Source organism: Alistipes megaguti, assembly GCF_944320325.1.
GTDB lineage: Bacteria > Bacteroidota > Bacteroidia > Bacteroidales > Rikenellaceae > Alistipes > Alistipes megaguti.
On record NZ_CALUHA010000007.1, the window covers coordinates 13,862 to 38,806 of the forward strand.

Annotated in this window: 23 protein-coding genes; 6 read left to right on the plus strand and 17 right to left on the minus strand. The window is 61.3% G+C overall.

Annotation, left to right across the window (positions count from 1 at the left end; genetic code table 11):
* Positions 1–196: 196 nt before the first annotated feature.
* The 5 genes from PUQ42_RS03115 to PUQ42_RS03135 all read right to left on the minus strand — a co-directional run bounded on the left by PUQ42_RS03115 (position 197) and on the right by PUQ42_RS03135 (position 5,640).
* Positions 197–748, minus strand: a complete 552-nt coding sequence (locus tag PUQ42_RS03115; protein ID WP_087309829.1) for an OmpH/Skp family outer membrane protein — start codon at positions 746–748, stop codon at positions 197–199.
* A gap of 27 nt (positions 749–775) precedes the next feature.
* Positions 776–1,285, minus strand: a complete 510-nt coding sequence (locus PUQ42_RS03120) for an OmpH/Skp family outer membrane protein (RefSeq protein ID WP_273370909.1) — start codon at positions 1,283–1,285, stop codon at positions 776–778.
* Positions 1,286–1,375: 90 nt separating this feature from the next.
* A complete protein-coding gene (bamA, locus tag PUQ42_RS03125) occupies positions 1,376–3,934 on the minus strand; it encodes an outer membrane protein assembly factor BamA (protein ID WP_273370911.1) in 2,559 nt (852 codons plus the stop codon).
* A gap of 38 nt (positions 3,935–3,972) precedes the next feature.
* On the minus strand, positions 3,973–4,692 hold the full coding sequence (gene uppS, locus PUQ42_RS03130) for a polyprenyl diphosphate synthase (protein ID WP_273370914.1): 720 nt from the start codon (positions 4,690–4,692) through the stop codon (positions 3,973–3,975).
* A 69-nt stretch (positions 4,693–4,761) separates the two neighbouring features.
* On the minus strand, positions 4,762–5,640 hold the full coding sequence (locus tag PUQ42_RS03135) for an NAD(+)/NADH kinase (RefSeq protein ID WP_273370916.1): 879 nt from the start codon (positions 5,638–5,640) through the stop codon (positions 4,762–4,764).
* Between the two features lie 119 nt (positions 5,641–5,759).
* Here PUQ42_RS03135 and PUQ42_RS03140 point away from each other — a divergent pair, with 119 nt between their 5' ends.
* The 3 genes from PUQ42_RS03140 to PUQ42_RS03150 are packed head-to-tail and all read left to right on the plus strand — an operon-like array spanning position 5,760 to position 8,570.
* Positions 5,760–6,485, plus strand: a complete 726-nt coding sequence (locus PUQ42_RS03140) for a pyridoxine 5'-phosphate synthase (protein WP_122120291.1) — start codon at positions 5,760–5,762, stop codon at positions 6,483–6,485.
* Positions 6,482–7,129, plus strand: a complete 648-nt coding sequence (locus PUQ42_RS03145) for a GDSL-type esterase/lipase family protein (RefSeq protein ID WP_087309841.1) — start codon at positions 6,482–6,484, stop codon at positions 7,127–7,129. The genes PUQ42_RS03140 and PUQ42_RS03145 overlap by 4 nt, the downstream gene beginning before the upstream one ends.
* Positions 7,119–8,570 (plus strand): CCA tRNA nucleotidyltransferase, encoded by a 1,452-nt coding sequence (locus PUQ42_RS03150; RefSeq protein WP_273370919.1) that lies wholly within the window; start codon positions 7,119–7,121, stop codon positions 8,568–8,570. Before PUQ42_RS03145 ends, PUQ42_RS03150 begins: the two co-directional genes overlap by 11 nt.
* A gap of 263 nt (positions 8,571–8,833) precedes the next feature.
* On the opposite strand, the gene PUQ42_RS03155 is transcribed toward PUQ42_RS03150, so the two are convergent.
* Positions 8,834–9,781, minus strand: coding sequence for a DMT family transporter (locus tag PUQ42_RS03155; RefSeq protein WP_273370922.1), 948 nt, complete (start codon positions 9,779–9,781; stop codon positions 8,834–8,836).
* A 104-nt stretch (positions 9,782–9,885) separates the two neighbouring features.
* On the opposite strand from PUQ42_RS03155, the gene PUQ42_RS03160 reads away from it, so the two are divergent.
* On the plus strand, positions 9,886–11,085 hold the full coding sequence (locus PUQ42_RS03160) for a DMT family transporter (RefSeq protein WP_273370924.1): 1,200 nt from the start codon (positions 9,886–9,888) through the stop codon (positions 11,083–11,085).
* Here the strand turns inward: PUQ42_RS03160 and PUQ42_RS03165 are convergent.
* Genes PUQ42_RS03165 through PUQ42_RS03175 form a run of 3 tightly spaced genes read right to left on the minus strand, consistent with a single transcriptional unit; the run spans position 11,031 to position 12,418 of the window.
* Complete coding sequence (locus PUQ42_RS03165) at positions 11,031–11,429, minus strand: acyl-CoA thioesterase (protein WP_122120293.1); 399 nt, start codon at positions 11,427–11,429, stop codon at positions 11,031–11,033. The two genes, PUQ42_RS03160 and PUQ42_RS03165, sit on opposite strands and share 55 nt — an antisense overlap.
* A 1-nt stretch (position 11,430) precedes the next feature.
* Positions 11,431–12,027, minus strand: coding sequence for an L-threonylcarbamoyladenylate synthase (locus tag PUQ42_RS03170; RefSeq protein WP_087309849.1), 597 nt, complete (start codon positions 12,025–12,027; stop codon positions 11,431–11,433).
* Between the two features lie 7 nt (positions 12,028–12,034).
* Entirely contained in the window at positions 12,035–12,418 is a 384-nt protein-coding gene (locus PUQ42_RS03175; RefSeq protein WP_087309851.1) for a VOC family protein, read from the minus strand.
* Positions 12,419–12,664: 246 nt separating this feature from the next.
* Between PUQ42_RS03175 and PUQ42_RS03180 the strand changes: the two genes are divergently transcribed.
* Positions 12,665–13,393 carry a YebC/PmpR family DNA-binding transcriptional regulator gene (locus PUQ42_RS03180; protein ID WP_087309853.1) on the plus strand — a complete coding sequence of 243 codons (729 nt, stop codon included), beginning with the start codon at positions 12,665–12,667 and terminating at the stop codon, positions 13,391–13,393.
* A 105-nt stretch (positions 13,394–13,498) separates the two neighbouring features.
* Here the strand turns inward: PUQ42_RS03180 and PUQ42_RS03185 are convergent, their stop codons facing one another.
* A complete protein-coding gene (locus tag PUQ42_RS03185; protein WP_273370929.1) occupies positions 13,499–14,137 on the minus strand; it encodes a rubrerythrin family protein in 639 nt (212 codons plus the stop codon).
* A 293-nt stretch (positions 14,138–14,430) separates the two neighbouring features.
* On the opposite strand from PUQ42_RS03185, the gene PUQ42_RS03190 reads away from it, so the two are divergent.
* Positions 14,431–14,796, plus strand: a complete 366-nt coding sequence (locus PUQ42_RS03190; protein ID WP_273370931.1) for a hypothetical protein — start codon at positions 14,431–14,433, stop codon at positions 14,794–14,796.
* 148 nt (positions 14,797–14,944) lie between these two features.
* Here the strand turns inward: PUQ42_RS03190 and PUQ42_RS03195 are convergent, their stop codons facing one another.
* The 7 genes from PUQ42_RS03195 to PUQ42_RS03225 form a co-directional block, all read right to left on the minus strand.
* Positions 14,945–16,372, minus strand: a complete 1,428-nt coding sequence (locus tag PUQ42_RS03195) for a phosphatase PAP2 family protein (protein WP_273370933.1) — start codon at positions 16,370–16,372, stop codon at positions 14,945–14,947.
* Positions 16,373–16,394: 22 nt separating this feature from the next.
* Positions 16,395–18,971, minus strand: a complete 2,577-nt coding sequence (locus tag PUQ42_RS03200; protein ID WP_122120295.1) for a calcium-translocating P-type ATPase, PMCA-type — start codon at positions 18,969–18,971, stop codon at positions 16,395–16,397.
* A 27-nt stretch (positions 18,972–18,998) separates the two neighbouring features.
* Entirely contained in the window at positions 18,999–20,444 is a 1,446-nt protein-coding gene (gene rodA, locus PUQ42_RS03205) for a rod shape-determining protein RodA (RefSeq protein ID WP_087309861.1), read from the minus strand.
* On the minus strand, positions 20,434–22,260 hold the full coding sequence (locus PUQ42_RS03210) for a peptidoglycan D,D-transpeptidase FtsI family protein (protein WP_273370937.1): 1,827 nt from the start codon (positions 22,258–22,260) through the stop codon (positions 20,434–20,436). Before PUQ42_RS03210 ends, rodA begins: the two co-directional genes overlap by 11 nt.
* On the minus strand, positions 22,257–22,775 hold the full coding sequence (locus tag PUQ42_RS03215) for a rod shape-determining protein MreD (protein ID WP_273370939.1): 519 nt from the start codon (positions 22,773–22,775) through the stop codon (positions 22,257–22,259). The genes PUQ42_RS03210 and PUQ42_RS03215 overlap by 4 nt, the downstream gene beginning before the upstream one ends.
* Position 22,776: 1 nt before the next feature.
* Positions 22,777–23,631: a rod shape-determining protein MreC gene (gene mreC, locus PUQ42_RS03220; protein WP_122120298.1), complete on the minus strand. Its 855-nt coding sequence runs from the start codon at positions 23,629–23,631 to the stop codon at positions 22,777–22,779.
* 92 nt (positions 23,632–23,723) lie between these two features.
* Positions 23,724–24,743 (minus strand): rod shape-determining protein, encoded by a 1,020-nt coding sequence (locus tag PUQ42_RS03225; RefSeq protein WP_087309869.1) that lies wholly within the window; start codon positions 24,741–24,743, stop codon positions 23,724–23,726.
* Between the last annotated feature and the right edge of the window lie 202 nt (positions 24,744–24,945).

The window sequence follows — 24,945 nt, forward strand, 5'->3', positions numbered from 1 at the left end:
TATTGCTGTGGTTTGTGGTTCTTGTATACGACCATAACGTAAAAAGAGGCGGATTCGTCTATTCGGATGACATATTGAACACTCCGCAGGATGTTTCGGGGAGAATCCGGGGCCATTTTGACGAAAATCCGACAAAAACAAGCGCCGGTCCGCAATGGATCGGCGCTAGGGTATCTTGCTCGGAACAGATTTCTGACTATTTGGCTGCGGGAGTCTCGGTGGCAGCTGCGGGGGTCTCGGTGATGCCGAGCTCCTTCTTTACTTCGGGGGCGATGTCGGTCAGCGAGGCCTCGTCGAAGTAGGCCAGCGAACCCGTTGAGGTGTCGAAGACTACCAGATAACCGCCTGCGGCCGAGATCTTGTCGATGGCGTTTTTTGCCTTCTCGATGATCGGGGCCAACAGTTCGTTCTGCTTCTTCTGATACTCCTGCTGAGCGCGGCCCTGGAACTCCTGGATGCGGCCCTGCAGATCCTGCAGCTCCTTCTCCTTCATCTCCTTGGCCATATCCGTCAGCGTGTTGTAGTTCTTCTGGTAATCCTGATATTTGGTGTTGAACTCAACCTGCATCGTTTCGATGTTGTCCTGAATCTCCTTGCCGTAAGCCTCCATGTTGGTCTGCATGGTTTTGGTCTCGGGCATGGCCATGATGATCTCCTGGGTGTTGATGCGGCCGAATTTCTGTGCGAAGAGCGACGTGGAGCCCATCAGCAGAGCAACCGCAAGGGTTAATTTGATAGCTTTTTTCATAAAATTGATGCGTTAATGTTTTGATGTCTATTTTTGTTTCAGAAGGTCGATGACCTGCCGGGTGCGCTCCACCGTGGGGTTGTTGTAGAGCAGCGTGGGGTTGTTCGACGAATCGAGCACCAGATCGGCGCCGACCTCCTTGGCGTAGGCCTCGATCCGGGCGAAGACCTCCTTCTGGATCGGGGTGATCATCTTGATGCGGGTTTTCATCAGCGTACCCTCCTTGCCGAAGAGGCTCTCCTGATACTGCTGGGCCTCCTTCTCCTTCGCAAGGATCTCGTTTTCACGGGCCTGGCGCGCGGCCGACGAGAGCGATGCCTTCTGGTACTGGTAGTTGTTGTAGAGGGTCTCCACCTCGGCGAACTTGGCATCCACCTGACCCTGATACTGTTTGGCCAGCGAGTCGAGCTGTTCGATGGCCGTGTTGTAGGCATCGACCGACTTGAAGATCTTTTCGCTGTTGACGATTATGTAATTCTGTGCGGAGACGATTCCCGCCGTGAGTATGGCCGCAGCCATGAGAATCAGCCGTTTCATAATTTGAAATTTTAAGTGGTCAATTCCGGAAATCCGGGGTTGTTGTCGTAAATATAACTCTTTTCTTTCAAATTTATTGCCAGCCAAGGCCTAGAATTGCTGACCGAGCACAAAGTGGAACTGGCTTCCGCTCTTGGTGGTCGAGTTGGCGGGGGGATCGAAACCGTAGCCCCAGTCGATGCCGAGCATGCCGACCACCGGCAGATAGAGCCGCACGCCGAAACCGGCCGAACGCTTGATCTTGAAGGGCGAGAACTCCTTCCACGAGTCGAAGGCATTACCGCCCTCGAGGAAGCCCAGCACGTAGATCTGCGACGAAGGCTTCAGAATGATCGGGTAGCGCAGCTCGGCGGTGTACTTGTTGTAACCGCGCGAGTAGTAGTTCGTCGGGTCGAGGGCGCCGTCCTCGTAACCGCGCATGGCGATGATGTCGATACCGTAGATGTTGTATCCCGACATGCCGTCGCCGCCGACCTCGTAACGCTGGAAGGGCGAGACCTTGTTCTTGTTGTAGCTGCCCAGGTAACCCATCTCGGCCTTGAGCATCAGCACCAGGTTCGAGTTGTTGAGGAATCCCTGGAACCACTGCGCCTTGAACTGCCACTTGTGGAATTCGACCCATCCGTAGCGGTCCTGGTCACTCATCGACTGGTCGGAGTAGTCCTTTCCGTCCCAGAGCGAGTAGGGGAGCGTGGCCTGCACCGAGGCGCTGAACTCCGAACCGCGGCGCGGGTAGATCGGCTGATCGACCGAGTTGCGGCCGAAGACGAGCTTGAGCGACAGCAGGTTCGAGTTTCCGTTCTCGACGACGAACCCGGTCCAGTTCTTCAGGTTATAGCGTTCGTAGCTGGCCTCGGCGTAGAAGGTGAAGTAGGGGTCGGGCCAGTTCAGACGCTTGCCCAGACCGGCCGCAACACCGTACGTGCGGAAGTACTGCGTGGCGGTCTGCCAGACGTAGTAGGCGTTGTTCTGCTCGGAGATATGGGCCGAGAAGGTGAACGAGTTGGGCTTCTTGCCGCCCAGCCACGGATCGGTGAAGCTCAGCGCAAAGGCCTTGTAGTAGGTACCGTTGGTCTGGGCCGAGAGCGAGAGACGCTGGTTCTGACCCATCGGGTAGGGACGCCAGGCGCCCTTCTTGAAGAAATTCTTCACCGAGAGGTTGTTGAGCGTGATGCCGACCGAACCCACGAAGGTGCCCGAGCCCCAGCCGCCGGCGATGTTGAACTGGTCGGAGGCCTGCTCCTCGAGCGGCCAGTTGATGTCGACCAGTTCGTTGGTGACGGGTTTGATGTCGGGCATGATGGTCTCGGGGTTGAAGTGGCCCATCGAGCCCAGCGTACGGATGGTCTGCATCAGCAGCGAGCGGTTGTACAGCTCGCCCGGACGCGTGTACAGTTCGCGGCGGATCACCTCGTCGTCGACGCGCTGGTTGCCCGAGATGCCGACGTTGTTGATCGTGAACTGCTTGCCCTCGAAGACCTTCACCTCGATGTCGATCGAGTCGGCGCCGATGATCGTCTCGGCGGGTTCGATCTGCGACATGAGGTAGCCCTCGTTCTGGTAGAGCGACGAGACGGACATCTCCTCCGGGTTGGACTCCTTGCCGATACCCAGACGTTTCTGCATCGTCTTCTTGTCGTACGTGTCGCCCGTCTTGACGCCGAACATGCGCTGCAGGGCGTCGGTTTCGTAGACCGAGTTGCCGACCCACGAGACGTTGCGGATGTAGTATTTGTTGCCTTCCGAGACCTCGAGGTCGATGCCCAGCCGCTTTTCGTTGATCGGGTAGATCGAGTCGCGGATGATCGTGGCGTTGCGGTAACCCTTCGAGTTGTAGAAGTCGATCAGAAGCTCCTTGTCGGCCGCATAGTCCGATTCGTTGAGTTTGGCTCCCTTGAAGATGTTGATCGATTTCTGGTGGGTCTTCTTGAAGGTGCGGCGCAGCCGCTTGTCGGGGAACTGCGTGTTGCCGATAAAGTCGATACGGCCGATCTTGACCTTCTCCTTGCGGTCGATCAGGAAGGTGACGTTCACGGCCTGGCCCGGACGCAGCGTGTCGTTGTCGATGCGCACGTCGACCTCGGTATTGCGGAAGCCCTTTTCAGCCCAGTAGTCGTGGATGAGCTTCTTGTTCTTGTCGATGACATAGTCGGAGAGTTCGCTGCCGCGCTTGAGCTTGAGTTTCTCGAGCAGATCCTTCTGCTTGCCCTTGGAGATTCCCTCGAAGGCCCAGTTGTAGACGCGGGGACGCTCCTTGAGGAAGACCTCCAGGTCGAGGCTGTCGCCCTCGATTTCGGCGCCGATCTTCACGTCGGAGAAGAAGCGCTGGCTCCAGAAACGCGTGATGGCGTTGGAGATGAAGTTGCTGGGCAGGTAGATCGAATCGCCCTCGATCAGTCCGGCCGAGGATTTCAGCACGTCGGGGTTGAGGTATTTGACACCGTGGACGTTGATCTTGCGGATGTAGTAGAGTTTGGGGTCGCCCGAACTCTTGAACATGGGAGCGTTCTCGGAGAAGGTCACTTCGCGGAGTTGCGTGGAGTCCTGCGGAGCCGGCTCCTGAGGTTTCTGTTCCTGGGCGGACATATTCGCGCAGCAAAGCGTCATGAAGAGGGCTGCTGCCGTGAATATCTTACCTGAATAGTTCATCTGTCGTCTTTTGTCTATTGTCGACTAACTTTTTTCGATCATTTGTCTTTCACCAGACCGAAGCGGCGGTCGCGGCGGGCATACTCCTCCAGGGCGCGGTCGAAATCCCGTTCGGTGAAGTCGGGCCACAGCACCTCGGGGAACCACAGTTCGGCGTAGGAGGCCTGCCAGAGCAGGAAATTGCTCAGACGCTGTTCGCCGCTGGTGCGGACGATCAGGTCGGGATCGGGCCACGGGGCGGTGTCGAGCGACTCGCTGAGGGTCTGTTCGGTGATGGCCTCGGGGGCGAACTCTCCGGCGGCCACGCGGCGGGCGATCTGTTGCACGGCACGGGTGATTTCGCTGCGCGAGGAGTAGTTCAGTGCCAGAATCAGGGTGAGGACCTTTCCGTCGGCGGTCTGCATCTCGATGCTCTCCAGCGCCGAGCGGACCTTTTCGGAGAAGCGGCTGCGGTCGCCGATCATGCAGACGCGCACGCCCTGGCGGATGAGTTCCGGCGCCTCGTTGCCCACGCACTGGCAGAAGAGCTCCATCAGGGCATCGACTTCGGCGGCGGGACGTCCCCAGTTTTCGGTCGAGAAGGCGTAGAGCGTCAGATAGCGGACGCCGTTGCGCACGGCGGCGCGCAGCGAGGCACGGACGGGTTCGATACCGGCGGCATGACCTTCGCTGCGGTCCTTGCCGCGCAGTTCGGCCCACCGGCCGTTGCCGTCCATGATGATGGCGACGTGTTGCGGTATGCGTTTCTGCTCGCTCATATAGGGGACAAATATAGGGAAAAATCTGTTAACTGCTGGAAAAAATCGATAAATGATTATCGGATCGGCTCAACTGCGGATGTCGATTCCCCACATCATCTTATCCCGTAACGTGTCGTAAAAGGATATATTGTGCGGTATGGCGAGAAAAATCGTCTGTTCGGCGCGGCGGATGGTGAACGTGGCTCCGTGCGAAACGGGGTAGTTGCGGTTGTCGAGCGTGACGAAGGCATCCGAGCGGCGGGCGTCGACGCGCAGCGTGATGACGGCCGTGTCGGGGATCACCACGGGGCGCATCGTGAGGTTGTGCGGCGCCAGGGGCGAGAGGGTCAGGCAGTGGCACGTGGGGGCCACGACGGGACCTCCGGCACTGAGCGAATAGGCCGTCGAACCGGTCGGGGTGGCGACGATCAGTCCGTCGCCGTGGTAGGTGGCGACCATCTGCCCGTCGACGAAGGTCTCCACGGCGATCATGCCGGCGCCGTGGCGCTGGACCGTAAATTCGTTCAGGGCCAGCTGCGTGTCGGGCTGGCGCGAGAAGTCTCCCTCGATGTGGAGCTGCGAGCGGGGTTCGGTCTGCAGCCGTCCCTCGGCAATGTTTTTGAACAGGTGGTCGAAGCCGGCCTTGGGGGCGCTGGTGAGGAATCCGAGGTGGCCGGCGTTGATGCCCATGACGGGGATCGGGGCGCCGCACAGCCGGTGCACCCCTTCGAGCAGCGTGCCGTCGCCGCCGTAGCAGACCATCACCGTACCGTCGGGCTGCCGGCCCACGTGCCGGCGGTAGATCTTTTCGGGAGGTACGGCCTCGCCGAGTGCCTCCTCGATCAGCGGTGCAAACTCCTCGTTGACCGCGAAATCGAATCCGAAACGGTGGATGGATTCGAAGAGCCGGCGGATCTCCCCGGCGGTGTGGGCGACCAGGGGCCGGGAAAAAAGTATGATTTTCATCGGCGGAGTTTCGAAAAAATACGTAACTTTACCACGTCGGAAAAAGCCCTCGTGCAGCCTTCGACAACGGCTTCGGCATTCCGGGCTTCCGGCATATCGAGAGCAAATATACGGATTTTATGACAAAGTTGAGTGTAAACATCAATAAGATTGCCGTCATCCGCAACTCCCGGGGAGGGAATCTTCCGGACGTGATCCTCGCGGCGCGCAACATCGAGCGTTTCGGGGCCGACGGCATCACGGTGCACCCGCGCCCCGACGGACGCCACATCCGCTACGACGACGTGCGGAATCTGAAACGGGTGCTCACCACCGAATTCAACATCGAGGGCAACCCCATTCCGTCGTTCATCGACCTGGTGACGGAGGTCGTCCCGACGCAGGTGACGCTGGTCCCCGACGCTGCCGACGCCATTACCTCGAATGCCGGTTGGGATACGCTTGCCAACCGTGAATTCCTGAGCGAGGTGACGCGCCGCTTCCATCGGCACGGCATCCGCGTCTCGATCTTCGTCGACCCCCTGCCGGCGATGGTGGCCGGGGCCCGGGCATGTGGTGCCGACCGCGTGGAGCTCTACACCGAGGGGTATGCCAGCCGGTATGCGCAGAATCCCGAGGCGGCCGTTGCCCCCTACGTGGCGGCGGCCGAGGAGGCGCGGCGGCAGGGGCTGGGGCTCAATGCCGGTCACGACCTCTCGCTGGAGAACCTCCGCTACTACATCTCCCGCATCCCCTGGACCGACGAGGTCTCGATCGGCCATGCGCTGATCTGCGACGCCCTCTACTACGGGCTGGAGAATACCGTGCAGCTCTACCGCCGCGAACTGAAAACCGTACAGGAATGAAACGACTGCTGCTTCTTGCCGCGGCCCTGCTCGTTGCGGGGGCGGCCTTCGCTCAGGGGGAGTATCACTTCCAGCGGCGAAGCCTTTTCGACGTGCTGCCGCTCCACTCGAGCGACATCGTCTTTGTGGGCAATTCGATCACCGATGGCTGCGAGTGGGCCGAACTCTTCCAGAACCGCCACGTCAAGAACCGCGGCATCAGCGGCGACCGTTCGGACTGGCTGCTCGGGCGGCTCGACTCGATTCTGACGGCCCATCCCAAGAAGCTCTTCCTGATGATCGGCACGAACGATCTGGCGGCGGGACGCACGCCCGACGAGATCGTGCGCGACGTCGAGCGGCTGATCGACCGCTTCCAGCGGGAGTCGAAATGGACGAAGATCTACGTACAGAGCATCCTGCCGGTCAACGGCGAGGGATTCACGAAATACCGCAGCCATTATGAACACGCGCATCTGATCGTCCCGACGAACAAGCGTCTCGAGGCTTTGTGCCACCAGAAGGGGGTCACCTATCTCGACGTGTGGGGGGCGCTGGCCGACGACGAGGGGCGGCTCGACCGCCGTTATACGAATGACGGCCTGCACCTGATGGGGGCGGGTTATCTGGTATGGCGCGATGCGATCAGGATCCATGTCAAGTAACCGCGTGTCGCTTTCGAATCCGATATTCCGTCAGATCTCGCGCCTTGCCGACGAGCAGGGGGTGCGGGCCTTCGTCGTCGGGGGCTACGTGCGCGACTACTACCTGCGGCGTCCGTCGACGGACATCGACGTGGTGGTCGTCGGGAGCGGCATTGCGCTGGCCGAGGCCCTGGGCCGCGAGTTGAGGACCAAGGTGTCCATCTTCAAGACCTTCGGTACGGCCATGGTCCGGGCTCGCGGCATCGAGGTGGAGTTCGTGGGGGCCCGCAAGGAGTCCTATACGCACGATTCGCGCAAACCGGAGGTCTCGCCCGGAACGCTCGAGGATGACCAGCGCCGCCGTGACTTTACGATCAATGCGATGGCCTGGTCGCTCAACGCCGAGACCTTCGGCGAACTGGTCGATCCCTTCGACGGGATGTCCGATCTGGAGGATTGCATCATCCGCACGCCGTGCGATCCGGACGTCACCTTCTCGGACGATCCGCTGCGGATGATGCGCGCCGTGCGCTTCGCCGCGCAACTGGGCTTCACGATCGAGGAGGAGACCTTCGACGCCATTGCCCGCAATGCCGAACGCATCCGCATCGTTTCGCGCGAGCGGATTGCCGTCGAACTGAACAAGATCGTCGCCTCGCCCGTCCCCTCGATCGGTTTCGAACTGCTCGAAATGACGGGTCTTCTGAAGCTGATCTTCCCCGAGATGCACAACCTCAAGGGTGTCGAGCGCCGCGGCAAACACGCCCACAAGGACAACTTCATCCATACGCTGAAGGTGCTGGACAACGTGGCGCGGCGTTCGGACGATCTGTGGCTGCGCTGGGCGGCGATTCTGCACGACATCGGCAAGCCGCTGACCAAGGCTTACGACCCACGCGTGGGGTGGACCTTCCACGGCCACGAGGTCGTCGGTTCGAAGATGGTGCCGGCGATCTTCCGCCAGCTGAAGCTCCCGTTGAACGAGCACATGAAGTTCGTCCAGAAGCTGGTTTTCCTCCACCTGCGGCCGATCATCCTCTCGGAGGATCTGGTGACCGATTCGGCCGTGCGGCGGCTGTTGTTCGAGGCGGGCGACGACGTCGAGGCGCTGATGACCCTCTGCGAGGCCGACATCACCTCGGGCATCGACGCCAAGGTGAAACGTTATCTGGCCAACTTTGAGCTGGTGCGCCGCAAGATGAAGGATCTTGAGGAGCGCGACCGGATCCGCAACTTCCAGCCGCCGATTACGGGCGAGATCATCATGCAGACCTACGGCATCGGCCCCTGCCGCGTCATCGGCGAGATCAAGGAGGTGATCAAGAATGCGATCCTCGACGGCGAGATTCCGAACGAATACGGGGCGGCCTACGCACTGATGGAGCGGCTGGCGACGGAACGCGGTCTGGTCAAGGCCGGAGAACCGGCACAGGCGGATGCTTTCGCCGAGCCCGGGGCCTGACGGAGCGGAATCCCGGAGCGAAAGAGCGAAGAAGGGCGAAACCTTTTTGCAGGTTTCGCCCTTCTTTTGGATGAATACCTCCGACGTTTCTGGATTCTCTGGCTGTCTTCCCGGTTTTTCGGCTTCTCCGGCTCCTCTGGCGTCCCGGCTCCTCTGGACCCCGCACCTCTGTCCTCTCGGCGCCTCTGTCTTTTCGGTTTCTCGGCTCCTCCGTCTTCCCGGCACCTTGGGCTCCCCCGGCTTCTCGGTCTTTCGCTTGGCTCCTATTTTTCGGTCGCCTTCTTCTGCGCCTTCTCGGCCTCCAGCTGGGCGCGGGACTTCGACTTGGTGACCAGCCATACCCCGACAAAGACACACAGCGCAGCGAACCCCTTGGTCGGACCGAACGTATCGAGCCCGATGGCTACAGTGAAGAGCACGGCCACCACCGGCTGCACGTAGTTGTACATCGAGACGACCGTCGGCCGCAGATAACGCTGCGCAATGGGTACCAGCAGGTAGGAGAGGAACGTGGCCCCGATGACCACGAAGGCGATGCCGCCCCACGTGCGCGGCGAAAGCGACGCGTAGTCGACCTCGATGAGCGGTCGGTAGTAGATCCCCACGGCGACGACGGCCGCAAAGAGAAACATCCACTTCATCGAGGTGACGGGCGAATAGCGTACGATGACATCGCGGAAGGCCGTGAGGTAGGTGGCATAGCTGATGGCGCTGACAATGCAGAGAATGTCGCCCTTAATGCTCGAGGTATGCCCTGCGCCGTGCTGGCTGGCCAGTACCAGAATCACGGCCCCGGCGCATCCGAGAAAGACGCCGCCGGCCTTGAGCCAGGTGATCGGTTCGCGCAGGAAGAGCGTGGCCAGGACCATCGTCAGCACGGGAACGATCGTCGAGATGATCGAGGTGTCGATCGGCGAGGTGAGCGACAGCCCCCAGAGGAAGAGCATCTGGTTCAGCTGGATGCCGAACAGCGAGGCGAAGAACAGCAGCACGATGTCGCGGCGCGAAACCCGCTCGCGGGGCAGGAAGAGCGATGCGGCCCAGAAGAGCAGTGCCGCCCCCACCATGCGGTAGACGCTCATGGCAAAGGGGCTGATCCCCGAGGGGTTGGCCGCCGAGACCAGTACGCTTTTGCCGATCGGGGCGTTGAGACCCCAGATGATGTTGGCGGCCCAGAGGGCTGCATGACCTTTGAGTTTTCCTTTGTCCATCGTCGCGTAGGGTGTGAATGGAAGGAATTTACGGTTGTTTGATCCTGGCGCCGGCCCTCTTTGCGGGCCGAATGCCGCGGCAAAGATACGTAAAAATCGGTTCGGTGCGAAAATTGCCGGGTGAAGCATTCGTGGGAAAGACGCATTATCACTTCGACCTGATCTTCGCCAACCTCTTTTTCGGAGCGGACTTTTCATTCTATGTCTCGCTCACGCGCAACTGGCTGGATTTCGAACAGATCTTCATGTTGCAGGTCCTTTCGGCGGCACTGTTTTTCATCCCCTTTGCGCTGTTTTCGCGCGGAGCCTTCCGCCTCGGGTGGCGCGATGCCGGGAAGATCCTGCTCGTCTCGCTGCTGGTCGTCTACGGATGGATGTACCTGCTGCTCAAGGGGGCGTCGGTCACCTCGCCGATCGACGCTTCGGTCATCGCGACGCTCGGTCCGGCCATCACGCTGCTGCTGGACCACCTGTTGCATCCGCACCGCTATCTGCCGGGACGCGCCGTCGGGATCGTGATTTCTCTGCTCGGGGCGGGGATTCTGCTCTTCAACCAGGGCTTCGAGCTCACGCGTGGCAGCCAGGCCGAAGGCAATCTCTTCGTGCTGCTGGCCGTGGTGGCCATAGCCGCCAATACGGTGCTGATCAAACCGCAGCTCGAGCGCCACGGCACGCTGGTGGTGATGGGATGGTACTACATCATCGGACTGGCCGTGACGGCTCCCTTCTTCTGGCGGTATGTCGACCACACGGATTTCCTGCGGCTGCCGCTCGGCGCCCAGGCCGAACTGGCCTACATCCTCGTGCTGGGAACCGTGCTGCCGATGTACCTGCTCTACCGCGGCACGGAGAAGCTCACGGCCGTCCATACGGCCCTTTACCGCTACATTCAGCCTCTGGCGGCGGGTGTTTTGGCCGTCACCCGCGGGCAGGCGCACTTCAATGCCGTGAATCTCACTGCCGCCGGATGCATCTTCACGGGGGTGATTCTCGTGGCCGTGGGGTATCATTACAGCCTGCATCATCCCCGCCGCCGTCATGCCCGTCGGGACTCTTCGGCCGAGGTCCCTTCACTGGGTTCCGCTGCCGCAATTGCCTCACCCTCTTCGACTCTCACTTCTTCCCTTTCATCTGGCTCGCCCCTCTCGTCTGGCTCGCCCTTCTCGCCCCTCGCTGCGCCCGGCTCATCCTTCTCGCCGCTGCGCCATCCGGATCTTCCGCCGCTGCGCAGCGACGGGCGGCTGCCGCTCTATTCGGCCGTCAGATGCTCGCGCCACTCGTCGGGAACGGGGCGCGAACACTGATTCGGGAAGTCGAAGACGACCATCACCGAACGGCTCTCGCTGCGCACTTCGTCGCCGACGAGCAGCTGCTGGAAGAGCGTGAGGCTCTTGTTGCCGACCCGTTCGCAGGTGGTGGTGATGCGTACCGGATCGGTCATGCGCACCTGGCCCATGTAGGAGGTTGAGGTCGAGACGGTGACGATGCGCAGATCGCCCAGCAGGGCGCCGGCGCCGCCGAGCACCCGATCGTAATACTCCATCTTGCCGACGTCGAAGTACATCTGCTGCGAGACGTTGTTGACGTGCTGGAAGGGATCGATGTCCGAGAAGCGTTTCTGGATGGGGGTGACAAGCGTGCGTGCCATCTTATTCGCGGATGATCTTGACCTCGCCGCCTTCGCCGAACGCAATGATCGACGAAGCCTTGCGGGTGGGTTTGCCTTCGAAACGGGGATTGACGACGAAGTCGACGCCGTCGACGATCTCCTGTGCGACGTCCTGCAGTCCGACGGCCGTCGGCTGGCCGGAGATGTTGGCCGAGGTCGAGACCACGGGGCGTCCCAGGGCGCGCAGCATGCGCCGGCAGAACTCGTGGTCGGGGATCCTGACGCCGAGCGTCCCCTCGTCGGGGATGAGGTTCGGGGCGACGCCCGCGGCACCGGGCAGAATGGCCGTCAGCGGGGTGGTGGCCATCTCCATCACCTCGAAGGCGATGCCGGGTGCGCGGTTGACATAGCGCACGACCATGTCGGCCGAGGCGCACAGCACGAGCATCGATTTCTTGTTTTCGCTGCGTTTGAGGCGGTAGATGCGGTCGACGGCCTCGGCGTTGGTGGCGTCGCAGCCGATGCCCCAGACCGTATCGGTGGGGTAGAGGATGATGCCGCCGCGGCGCAGCACCTCGACGGCGCGTTCGACCTCCTCCTGCAGGGGGGCGTTCTTCTTGTCGCTGATGTTCTGCATGGCCTTGTTATTTTTTCAGCGGAAGGATCTCGATCCAGTAGTCGTCGGGATCGTTGATGAAGTAGAGTCCCATCTCGTGGTTCTCGAAGCAGAGGCAGCCCATCGCACGGTGATACTCGCGCACGGCGTCGTAATCGCCGGCCACGCGCACGCAGAGGTGGCTTTCGTTGTCACCCAGTTCGTAGGGCGTGGCGGCGTGGTCGCGCAGCCACGTCAGCTCGAGTTTGAACGACGACTCGCCGTCGCCGACGAAGACGATCTCGTAGGATCCGTCGGCGGCCTTCTGACGGCTGATCTCCTTCAGCCCCAGGGCCTTGTCGTAGAATTTCAGACTGCGGTCCAGATCGGTGACATTGACGTTGAAATGGTCGAAACGGCTTTTGATCTCCATGGTATTCTCTTTTTTACGTGTTGCAAAGGTTTGCCGGCGGGGCGGCGGTTCGGTGCCGGGTGTTGCCTTCGGATCGGCCCCGGCCGGGCGGTTTCCGCTGCAAAAATAGGCAATTCCTCTGACAATCTCCGCTTCGGAAAGGAGATTCGTGCGGAATATTTTTGTCGGCGTTTCCTTTTTTTTTCTGAATTTTATACCTTTGCACTCTGAAAGAAAAAATCCGAAAAAATAAATTCATCATTATTTATGGGAAGAGCCTTTGAATACCGCAAAGCGCGGAAGTTGAAGCGTTGGGGGCACATGGCCCGCACCTTCACCAAACTGGGTAAGGAGATCGAAATCGCCGTGAAGGCCGCCGGAGCGGATCCCTCGGGCAATACGCGTCTGCGCATTCTGATCCAGAACGCCAAGGCCGAGAACATGCCCAAGGAGAATATCGAGCGTGCGATCAAACGTGCCACGGAGAAGGATGCGGCCGACTACAAGGAGGTCATCTACGAGGGATACGGCCCTCACGGAATCGCCTTCCTGGTCGAGACGGCCACGGACAACACCAACCGTACGGTGGCCAACATCCGCATGCACTTCAACAAATGCGGCGGTACGCTGGGCAACAGCGGCTCGGTGGGCTTCCTCTTCGACCACAAGTGCGTCTTCAAGTTCAAGGCTCCGAACGTCGATCCCGAGGAACTCGAGCTGGAGATGATCGACCTGGGTGTGGACGAGTTCTACCCCGAGGAGGACGGCATCACGGTCTATGCCCCCTACGAGTCGTTCGGTGCCATCCAGAAGTGGCTCGACGACAAGGGCTTCGAGATCGTATCGGGTGAGTCGGTGCGTATTCCGACCGATACGAAGGAACTCGATGCCGAGGGTCGCGAATCGGTCGAGAAACTCGTCGAGCGCCTCGAGGAGGATGACGACGTGGTGAACGTCTACCACACGATGAAGGAGCCCGACGCCGAGGAGGAGTAGTCAGAGGAAGGCTGCGGCCCGAATTTTTGCCGGATATGGAGCGCGGATGTGATTGCAACGCTTCGTGTCCGGCTTTTTTTGTGTGGCGTGATGCCGCCGGCCCGACTACTCGAAACGGATGAACTCCTCGCCGGCGGTCAGACAGTGCGGACAATAGCGGTCGAGATACGTCGTCGCGTAGAGATTCCCGCACCGGGGGCAGACGGCAAATCCCGACGCGGAGTTCCGCCCCAGACTCTCCAGCAGCATGATCTGGCGCAGATCATTTGCCGCGGCCCAGACCTGCAGCCGGGCGGCATAACGGTTCCCGCGGCTCATGGCCCGTCGGATCTCCGCGTCGGAATGTCGGCCGAAGCGGTAGCGTTCGATCCCGATGCAGCGCTCCAGGTTGCCGGCCGTCGAACTGCCGTACAGGACAATATCCCCAGGGGGTGTGTAGCTGCCGCCCAGACGGTGAATGGCTGCAGCAAGGTTCTGCTCCTGCAGCTCTTCGGAGCAGGCTATGGCCCGGAAGAGCCGTTCGGCCGGGTATTGATGCTCGGCGGCCGCGATCTTCGCAAAATGCCGGTATTGACGCGCCTTGAGATGTTTGCGGTGTCCGCAGGCCTCCAGGTCGGCCGTGATTTCATGCCACGTCGAACGGGCGTGCTTCGGAGGCAGGAAGGCCTTCCCGTCGTAGAGCCAGACGAGCACCCCGACCGATGCGACGAACAACAGCAGGATCAGCAACAGACGTATTTTCATTGCAGACGGATTTTGTCCAAGGGATGCTTGGTGTGGTGCATTTTTTGTGCCAGCGGGCGGAAAAGCTGGTCAGAAAATGGTTTTTCGGATCGCGGTTTTGGGTTTCCCGAATCAATTTCTAACTTTGCAAACCTCACATAGTTGCTGTCGCTTAAAAAAATGAGTCGTCCATGCGCTTGAATTTTCTACTTGGTGTTTGTGCCGTCGTGATGCTGGCCGTTGCAGGGGTTTCCTGCTCGAAAAAGGGAAATGATGGGGGAGACGGAGGTGTTGCCATCCAACCCAATGGCTGGATGTTGATCTCCTGGAACGAGGATACGACCCTCTCCGGGCGGGTCTATCTGGAGCTTGGAACGGATCGTTTTACGTTCTATCAGCAGATCGGCAATCTCACTTCGGCCGGATATGTCCCCTACACCGGGACGTGTCGCATGACGGCCGATTCCGAAAACGGAACGATCCTTTCGGGGGCCTATTCCGATGGTGAGCCCTGGGCGCACAGCTATCGGGTCGAGTCGATGACCGATACCGAATTGCGGCTTGTTTCGCTCGACGAGCAGATCGAATCGGTCTACGAACGGGTTGTAATTCCCGATTACGTGAAGGAGGCTCCTGTTACGCTGCCTTCGCGGAGCGAGTCCGTATTGCCGCTGCTCTGATATTTCATTTGTTCCGAAAGATAAACGGGCTGCCGATCGTCGGCAGCCCGTTTTGGGTTTTCGGGCCGTTTGCAGTCCGCTCCTTCGGACCCTTCCGTTCCTCTCTCCGGTGAGCCTTTTGTGCGAGCCTTTCGTCCCTCTCTTCGGGCTATGTTCTCGCCCCATTTGCCCTCTCCATGCTCCGGGCGGTCGCCTTTCCTTTTCCGGACGGATAGAAGACGGCGCAGACCTCGATGCCGAAGGAGAGTTTGTGCAGCGGCTCGCCCGAACCGCGGACGAGCGACGGCGCCAGATCGTAATCCACGGCAAAGCGTACGCCGAGGTTCTGCGTGGCCAGATAGGTGGTCGAGACACCTGTGGCGAAGGCGGCGCCGTTGCGTCCCGGAATGTCGCCGAACGAGGTTTTGAACCGTTTGTAGAATTCGTAGCCGCCGAGAAGTTTCGAACCCACCTGCCAACGTAGCGAGACGGGATACGAGAAGTAGGGGCCGACATAGACCGAGGCACTTTTGAAGTTGTCGTCCTGGATGACACTGTTGATCTCCGTGCGGAGGTTCGAACAAGTCAGTCTCCCGCCGATTCCCCAGTAGGGCGAGGCGAACCAGGCTCCCTGAACACCGGTCGTGGGGCCCGCGTGGAAACGCATGCGCATCCCTTCGCGGGTGGTGTAGTTGCCGGGGATAGTCATCACGCCGATGGCGAATCCCACGAACGACGGGTGGCGGTAGCGGTCATGGACCGAGAAGGTTTCGTAGACGTTCAGTCCCCGCTCCTTGAAGATCAGATCGGCCAGGAAGTAGCCGAATTCGGCGACCAGGATGCCGATGCCGGCTCCGACCATCACGTCACTCATCCAGTGGCGGTTGTTGAGCTGCCGCGTGACGCCGGTGGCCGTGGCCACGGCATATCCGCCGATACTGTACCAGGGGCTGAGGTGGCCGTACTCCTTGTGGAGCATCGTGGCGGTCATGAAGGCCGTGGCGGTGTGGCCCGAGGGGAAGGAGTTGCGCGTCGAACCGTCGGGGCGCATGACGCGGCACGTGTACTTGAGCGAGTTGACGGCGATGGCCATCAGTCCGGCCGAGAAGGCGTCCGAAACCAGCATCCGGCCCCACGAACTGCGGCTCTTGACACCGCACGCCTTCATGGCCAGCATCGCTCCTGCCGGGGCATACTGCAGCCAGTCGTCGTACTTCTGGTGAAACGAAGGGACGTGGCCGTTTCTCAGACGCTGGAAATCCCGGTCGTAGCTCTGCATGATGACGCCGCCGACGATCAGTGGCGTACCGATGAAGAGCATCCGGTAGGCTTTCGTCGAGGTGTGGCGGTCGATCCGCCTGCGGAATGCGCCGCCGGCGCTCCAGTCCACGCTGTCGCGGCACAGGTGTGTGTAGCTGTGCTGCAGGACCGAATTGTTGCTCTGCAGGGTGTCGGGCGTCAGGGCCGTGTTGCCACGCTGCTGCAGGAGGATGCTGTCGGGTTGCAGGGCTGTGCTGTCACGGAGTTGTGCCCGAACCTTGAGGCTGAAGAGCAGCAGCGCGACGAACAGTGCGAGAGCCTGTGGTTTGAGCATCATGTCGGTCTTTTTTCGGAAATTTTTATTTTCTCCTGCGGCCCAGCGCCCGGACGGCTTCACCTCCGAAGGCCAGCAGCGAGGTCAGTCCGATGATCTCGGCCCATTCCGGCCACGACAGCGGCACGGTGCGGAAGACCTGCCCGCCGAACTCGACGATCAGAATCTGACCGACGGCAATGGCGGCCAGGATCAGGAAGAATTCGCGACAGCCCTTCAGATGGGTGAAGACCGAGTGGCGGGTTTCAAATCCCTTGGCGTTGAACATGTTCCAGAACTGCAGGAAGACGAACGTCGAGAAGAAGATCGTCAGCTGGTGAACCGAGAGGCCTCCGTCGCGCAGCGTCCAGCCGAAGAGCATCCCCAGCAGCGCGACGACCATCACGCCGGCGCAGGTGAAGATCGTGCGGGCCATCGACCGCGAGATGATGAATTCGTCGCGCGAGCGGGGTTTGTCCTGCATGACCTCGGGGCTCGGCGGAAGCGAGGCCATGGCCATGGCGGCGAAGGTGTCCATGATGATGTTGACCCAGAGGATCTGCACGACGGTCAGCGGCATCTCGGTGCCGAAAATCGAACCGATGAAGCAGATCAGGATGGCGGCGACGTTGATCGTCAGCTGGAAGAGGACGAAGCGCTGGATGTTGCGGTAGAGCGAGCGCCCCCACATGACGGCCGTGGCGATCGACGTGAACGAGTCGTCGAGCAGCGTGATATCCGAGGCATCCTTCGCTACGGAGGTTCCCGAACCCATCGACAGGCCGACGTTGGCGAAGTTCAGTGCCGGGGCGTCGTTCGTGCCGTCGCCCGTCACGGCGACCACCTCGCCACACTGCTGCAGCAGCTTGACCAGCCGCTGTTTGTCGAGCGGACGGGCCCGCGACATGATCTTCAGCTCCTGGACCCTGCCGAGCAGCTCCTCGTCGCTCATGGCGGCAAACTCCGCTCCGGTGATGTGGTTGCGATTGCCGTCCACGGCGTCGTTCCAGAGACCGATCTGGCGGGCGATTTCACGCGCCGTGGCGGGGGTGTCGCCCGTGACGATCTTCACGGCGATGCCGGCCCGCAGGCACTGCCCGACGGCTGCCGGAACATCTTCGCGCACGGGGTCCGAGATGGCCGCCACGGCCGCAAAGTGCAGCCCGCCGGCGCGGACGGCCTCGGTGCAGTTCGTCGCCGAGGTTTCGGCCCACGCTACGCCCAGCGTCCGCATGGCGCGGTTCTGGAAGGCGGTGAGTTGGGCGGTAACCTTTTCGTCGAGCCCGTCGGCGGCGCACATCGCGCGCACGATCTCCGGCGCCCCCTTGACGCAGAGCAGACGGCGCCCCGTGAGGCCGCTTTCGATGATCGTGGCCATGTATTTGCGTTCGGTCGAGAAGGTCAGCCGGTCGATGATCTTCGCTCCGGCGCGCAGCGTCTCGTAGTCGTGACCGTCGCGCCGCATCCATTCGAGCAGCGCCCCTTCCGTCGGATTGCCGATGATCTTGCCCTCGGCATCGAGGAAAGCCGTGGAGTTGAGCGCCACCACCTCGGCAAATTCGCGCTCCGGGAGTTCGTCGTAGCGCACCAGCTCCTGGACGTGCATGCGGTTCTGGGTCAGCGTACCGGTCTTGTCGGTGCAGATGACCGTCACGGCGCCCATCGTCTCGCAGGCGTGCATCTTGCGCACGAGGTTGTTCGTCTTCAGCATCCGCCGCATGGACATCGCCAGCGAGAGGGTGATCGACATCGGAAGTCCCTCGGGCACGGCCATGACGATGATGGCCACCGAGACCATGAAGATGTTCAGTACGTGCTGCGAGATGGTGAGCCAGTCCTGCTGGAGCAAGTCTTCGACGAGAAAGGCCTTGCCCAGCATGACGCAGAAGATCAGCCCCGAGAGAAAGATGCCCACGCGTCCGATCAGGTGCGAAAGGCGGGTCAGCTGGCGGTCGAGCGGGGTCTGTTCGTCGCTCTGGACGGTCGACTGCTCGGTGACGCGCCCCGCCTCGGAGCGGTCGCCTACGGCCGTGGTGACCATCACGCCGTAGCCGTCCGCAACCGTCGTGCCGCGCATGGCGACGTTCGACGGATAGGTCGCTTCGGGATCGAAGTGTGCCGGGTCGACCGTTTTGTCGACCTCGGGTTCGCCCGTGAGGGTCGATTCGTTGATCTTCAGCGAGACGGCCTCGACCAGTTCGCCGTCGGCCGGGACGGTCTCGCCCCCTTCGATGTAGACCACGTCGCCCACGACCACGTCGCGGCGCGGGATTTCGCGGATCGAGCCCTCGCGCATCACCTTGACCGGAATGTCGTCGTTGACCTGGTTCAGGCGGCGGAAGCGCCGTTGGGCGTCCCACTCGAACCAGAAGCCCACGCACGTGGCCAGGATGATGGCGCAGATGATACCGATTGACTCGGTGAAATCCTGGTGGGCGAAGCCGATGGCCAGCGACAGCACGGCGGCCAGCAGCAGGATGCGGATGATCGGGTCGCGGAACTTTTCGAGTAGCAGTTTCCACGCCGAGTCATCTTTCGGCGGGGTGATGACGTTGTTGCCGTGTTCCGAGCGGCTCTTTTCGACCTCGGCGGAGGTCAGTCCTTTGGGGTTGTAGCGTATCATAGTTTTTTTGGTGTATGCAGGGTGTTGTCAGGCGATGCGGTTGAGGGAGAAATGGCGGGTGGAGGCATCCAGACGGATGGCGATGAAGAGCAGGATCGTGAAGGCGATGAGCGACGATCCGCCGTAGCTCATGAACGGCAACGGAATACCCATGACGGGCATCAGGCCGATGGTCATGCCGACGTTCACCAGCACGTGGAACAGCAGGATCGAGGCCACGCAGTAGCAGTAGATGCGGCCGAAGGGCTCCTCCTGCCGTTCGCCCATGCGCATCAGCCGCAGGATCAGCAGGCACAGCAGCGTCAGCACGAAGGTTGTGCCGAGGAATCCCCACTCTTCACCGACGGTGCAGAAGATGAAGTCGGTGTGTTTTTCGGGGACGAAGCCGTATTTGATCTGGGTGCCGTGCAGGAACCCCTTGCCGAAGAGCCCGCCCGAACCGATGGCGATCTTGGCCTGGTTGACGTTGTAGTCCGTGCCCAGCGGGTCGCTCATGATACCCAGGAAGCTCAGGATGCGGTCGCGCTGGTGCTGCTTGAGGATCGAGTTGAAGATGTAGTCGGTCGTCGGGAGGAAGATCATCGACCCGACGAACAGTCCGATGAGGATGAAGAGGTTCGTCAGATGGGTGCGCAGGGCGTATCCCGCGACGAAGAGCACGGCCACGGCGGTCATGATGAGCAGGCTGTGGTAGATGTCCAGCTTGCCGGGGCTCACCAGGGCCGCGACCAGACAGAGCAGGATGCTCGAGAGCATCAGCGCCGCCAGGAAGATGATCCGCGAGCGCCACTGCCCGTTCATCATTGCCTCCGAGAGCGTGCAGACCAGAATCAGCGTCACGAGCAGCACCATCGGCGAGAGCAGGAACGAGACGATGAACAGCGCGCCGATCAGCAGCACCGGGATGCACAGCCACTTGTTGAGCCCTTCGCGGTAGAGGACGAAGAGGAACGAGCAGAGGACAATGCCCGAACCGGTGTCGTTCTGCAGGATGATGATCAGCAGCGGGATGCAGATGACCAGGGCCACCTTGAAGAGGTCGCCCGGGCGGTTGATCGAGAAGGAGTAGTTGCTCATCACGCGGGCCAGGGCCAGGGCCGTGGCGATCTTGGCGAACTCGACGGGCTGGACGCGCACCGATCCGAATTCGAACCAGGCCTTGGCGCCGTTGACCTCGCGGCCGAAGAGCAGCGCGGCAACGAGCAGCGCCAGTCCGGCGAAGTAGGCCGGATAGGCGAACATGTGGTAGAAGCGTTCGTCGAGCAGCAGCACGACCAGTGCCGTGGTCCAGGCCACACCGATCCAGATGAGCTGCTTCATGTAGAAGTGCGAGAAGGAGAAGGTCCGGGCGATGGTGTCGTCGTACGAGGCGGAGATGATCGAGACGAATCCTGCCAGGACGATCAGGACGTAGAGCAGCACCGTACCGCGGTCGACGCCGTCGAAAATGCCTGTATGCCGGTTACTTGTCATAGGCCGGGTAATAGAGTTGCATGTTCTTGACATATTCCAGCAGGGCCGGACGTCGGATTGTATCCGTGAGGTAGTACTCCTCGAGCAGGCTGGCGATCGGCAGGGCCGACGTGGCGCCGAAACCGCCGTTTTCGACGTAGACCGAGATGGCGATCCGCGGGTTGTCCTTCGGGGCGAAGCTCAGGAAGGTCGAGTGGTCGCGGCCGCGGGGGTTTTCGGCCGTACCGGTTTTGCCGCAGACGTCCCAACCCTCGAGCCGGGCCATCGTCGAGGTGCCGCCGACGTTCACGCCGCGCCACATGCCCTCGACGATCGGGTCGAAGTGTTTCGGGTCGACCTTCGTGTAGTGGCGTTCGTAGAAGCGGCGGTCGAGCGAATCCCGACCCTCGATGCGCTTGACGATGTGCGGGATGTAGTAGTAGCCGCGGTTGGCGATGATGCAGGCCAGGTTGGCCAGCTGCAGCGGCGTGCAGCCCAGGGCATCCTGTCCGATCGAGAGCGAGAGGACCGTCAGCGAGTTCCACGAACCGCGGTACTGGCGGTCGTAGTAGGCGCGGTCGGGGACATATCCGTAGCCCTCGTCCAGAAAGTCCGAACCGAGCTTGCGGCCGAATCCGAAACTCTCGACATACTCCTTCCAGACGTCGAATCCCTCCTTGACGCTGCCGTATTTCGGGTTGTCGAGGATGTCGCGGAAGACGTAGCAGAAGTAGGCGTTGCACGAGGTGGCCACCGCAAAGCGCAGGTCGAGCGGCGAGGCGTGGGAGTGGCAGGCCATCTTGAGGCGTCCGGCCTGGTAGCCGTTGTGGCAGACGTGCAGGTCCGACGGGTGCAGCACCCCCTCCTGCAGGCCGATCAGCCCCTGCACCAGCTTGAAGGTCGAGCCCGGAGGGTATTTGGCCTTCACGGCACGATTGAACAGCGGCTTGCGCTTGTTGTAGAGCATCTTCATGTAGTTGTTGCCGCGTTCGCGGCCCACCAGCTCGTCGGGGTCGTACGTCGGCGAGGAGACCATCATCAGGATTTCACCCGTCGAGGGCTCGATGGCCACCGCGGCGCCGACCTTGCCGCGCATCAGCTCCTCGCCGAGCAGCTGCAGCCGTGCGTCGATCGTGCTGACGAGGTATTTGCCCGGTTCGGGCACCGAGTCGTAACGGCCGTTCAGGTAAGAGCCCTTGATGGCGCCGTGGGTGTCGATCTCCTGGATCTTGACCCCCTTCTTGCCCTTCAGCTCGGGCTCGTAGGCCGACTCCACGCCGCTCATGCCGACGTAGTCGCCCACCTTGTATTCGGGATGCCGTTTGAGATAGGTGTCGTTCACCTCGCTGACGTAGCCGAGCAGGTTGCCGCCGATCTTGCGCGGATACTGCCGCACGGTGCGGTAGACGGTGTAGAAGCCGCGGAAGTTGCCCTCGTCGAAACGCAGCTTGTCCTCCTTGGGGATGTAGCTTGTCACCAGACGCGGGGCGCGGGGACGGACCCGTGCATTGGCCAGTTCGCGGTCGAGTTTTTCGCGCGAGATGCCGGCCACCTCGCAGAGGCGGGCGGTGTCGAATCCGCGCCGGTCGATTTCGCGGTAGATGACCATCAGGTCGTAGCACTCGCGGCTCTGGACGAGGTATTCACCGTTGCGGTCGAAGACCTCGCCGCGCGGCGGGTACTGTACGACGTGGCGCAGGACGTTGGCCTCGGCCAGCTCCGCGTAACGCCGGTCGAAGAGCTGTATGTAGGCCAGCCGCAGGAGGATCACCGCGAAGATGAAGATCACGATGACCTGCAGGGTCCTCATTCTCAGGAAACTTTCCGAATCACTCATACGCGTGCGGGGAGTTTGGCGGTGAAGATGCGGGTGATAATCCAGCTGAAGGCCACCGAGACGGCCGAGCTGACGACGATGCGCACCACGGTGTGGAACAGGTGGCTCCACGAGAGGGCCTCGAGCAGGAAGAAGAGCGTATGGTGGATCATCGTCAGCGTCAGCAGGTAGACGAAGAACTTGTGCGAGCCGAGACGCCCCGGCGAGGGGATACCCCCTTCGCGGACATTCTCACGGCCGCAGATCATGGCGGCTATCTGCGGGCGGAAAAAGGCGACGGGCAGCGTGACGATGGTGTTGATGCCGGCCGAACCCATGGCCTGGTCCATCACCACGCCGAGCAGCAGACCGGCGCCCAGCAGCGTGACGGGCTGTGCGTCGAGCGGCAGCAGGGCGATGAAGACGATGTAGACCAGCGGGTTGAGGTAGATGCTGATCGAGAGGTTGTCGAACAGGAAGATCTGCAGCAGCACGGCGGCCACGAAGAGTCCGAGGTATGGGAGGGTACGGTACATGTCAGTTCAAGCGGGTATGTTGTTCGACCTGATCGCTTTGCTGCAGCTCGCGGATTTCGTAGCGGTCGCGGTCCGCGACGAGGATCACCTCGTTCAGACGCGACATCTCGGCGGCCAGCCGCACGCGTACGGTGTAGGAGGTTTTGGTTTCGTTCAGTTCGGCGCTTTCGACCCAGCCGATCAGCACGTCGGCGGGGAAGTACTCCGACAGACCGGCCGTAACGACCTCCTGGCCGGGTTTTGGTTCGGCATACTTCGAGAGTTCGCCCAGCGTGACCGTACTGGGGTCGGTGCCGTCCCAGTAGATCGATCCGGAGTAGTCCGTGTCAGCGATCTTGCCGCTGGTGCGGAACGAGGTGTTGAGCACCGACATGGCCACGGAGTAGCGTTCGGTGCAGGCGACGACGTAGCCCACCATGGCTCCGTCGGGGGCCAGTATGGCCATCTCCTCCTCGATGCCGTCCTTGCGGCCGCGGTTGAGTGTCAGGAGGTTCTGCATGCGGTTGAGGGTGTTGCCGACGACGACGGCCGTGGCGAAGTGGTATCTCGATTCGCCGATGTCCTGCATGTAGGAGTCGAGCCGGGCGGCGGTTTCGGCCTCCTGGTACTGGGCGAGCTGCTCTTCGAGCCGGGCGACGCGGTCGGCCAGATCCCGGTTTTCGCGTCCGAGGAAGAGGTAGCGGCGGATGCCGGCGAAGAGACCGTGGACCCCGCCCGCAACCTGATTCGAGCGGGCGAGCAGTCGGGCCTGGGTGTAGCTCGAGGAGTGGGCGTAGCAGCCGATGGCCACGGCTTCCAGCACCACGAAGAGCACCGCCACATAGATGCTCCGTATGAACTCGATCAGCTTTCGCAAGGTGATTCGCGGTTAAAAATGTGGATAGATCCTTAATTCAGATTGCGGACCGAGGCCCGCAATCCGTAAACAAATATGTGTCAGCCGATTCCCTATCGCATGAGGAATGAGAAGCGGTTGATGTTCTTCAGGGCGATGCCTGTGCCGCGTGCGATGGCACGCAGGGGGTCTTCGGCGATGTGGAACGGAAGGCCGGTCTTCTCGCTCAGACGGCGGTCGAGTCCCTTGATCAGGGCGCCGCCGCCGGCCAGGTAGATGCCGTTCTTGACGATATCGGCATAGAGCTCGGGGGGCATCGACTCGAGGACCTTCATCAGGGCGGCGTCGATCTTGGTGAGCGACTTCTCGAGGGCATAGGCGATCTCGCTGTAGGAGAGCGAGACGGTCTGGGGCAGGGCCGTGAGCATGTTGGGGCCCGTGACGACGAAATCCTCGGGCTCCTCCTCCAGGTCGGAGACGGCGGCGCCGATCGAGCATTTGATGGCTTCGGCCGTACGCTCGCCGATGCGGATGTTGTGCTGCTGGCGGACGTAGCTCTGGATGTCGTTGGTGAAGACGTCGCCGGCCGTGTTGATCGATTCCGAGCAGACGATGCCGCCCAGCGAGATGCAGGCGATCTCCGACGTACCGCCGCCGATGTCGATGACCATGTTGCCTTCGGGTGCTTCGACGTCGAGGCCGGCTCCGAGGGCGGCGGCCATCGGTTCGTAGATCATGTAGACCTCGCGGCCGCCGGCGTGTTCGGCCGAGTCGCGCACGGCGCGGATCTCGACGTTGGTCGAACCCGAGGGGATGCAGATGACCATGCGCAGCGACGGGGCGAAGAGGCTTCCGGAGGTCTTGACCTTCTTGATCATGCCGCGTAACATGAGTTCCGTGGCGTTGAAGTCGGCGATCACGCCGTCCTTGAGCGGACGGATGGTCTTGATGTTCGGATTGGTTTTCTCGTGCATCTGGCGGGCCTGCTGTCCGATGGCGACGAGTTTGCCGGTATGGACGTCGAGGGCGACGATCGAGGGTTCGTCGACAACGACCTTGCCGTTGTGGATTATCAGCGTGTTGGCCGTTCCGAGGTCGATGGCCAGCTCCTGTGTCAAAGAAAAGATTCCCATAAGGCTACACCCAACTCTGTATGTTTTCTAAAATCGTTTATTGTCAATTGGATACGCGGGGTATTCGGCTTTCGGGCCCCCGCGTGCGGACATATCTGGACAAAGGTAGCAAAAACCCTCGGAAATTGGAGCATCACGGGGCGTATTTTTTTCATCGACCGTCGATTTTGTCGTTTTCAGAAGAGGGGCTGCACCGGATAGC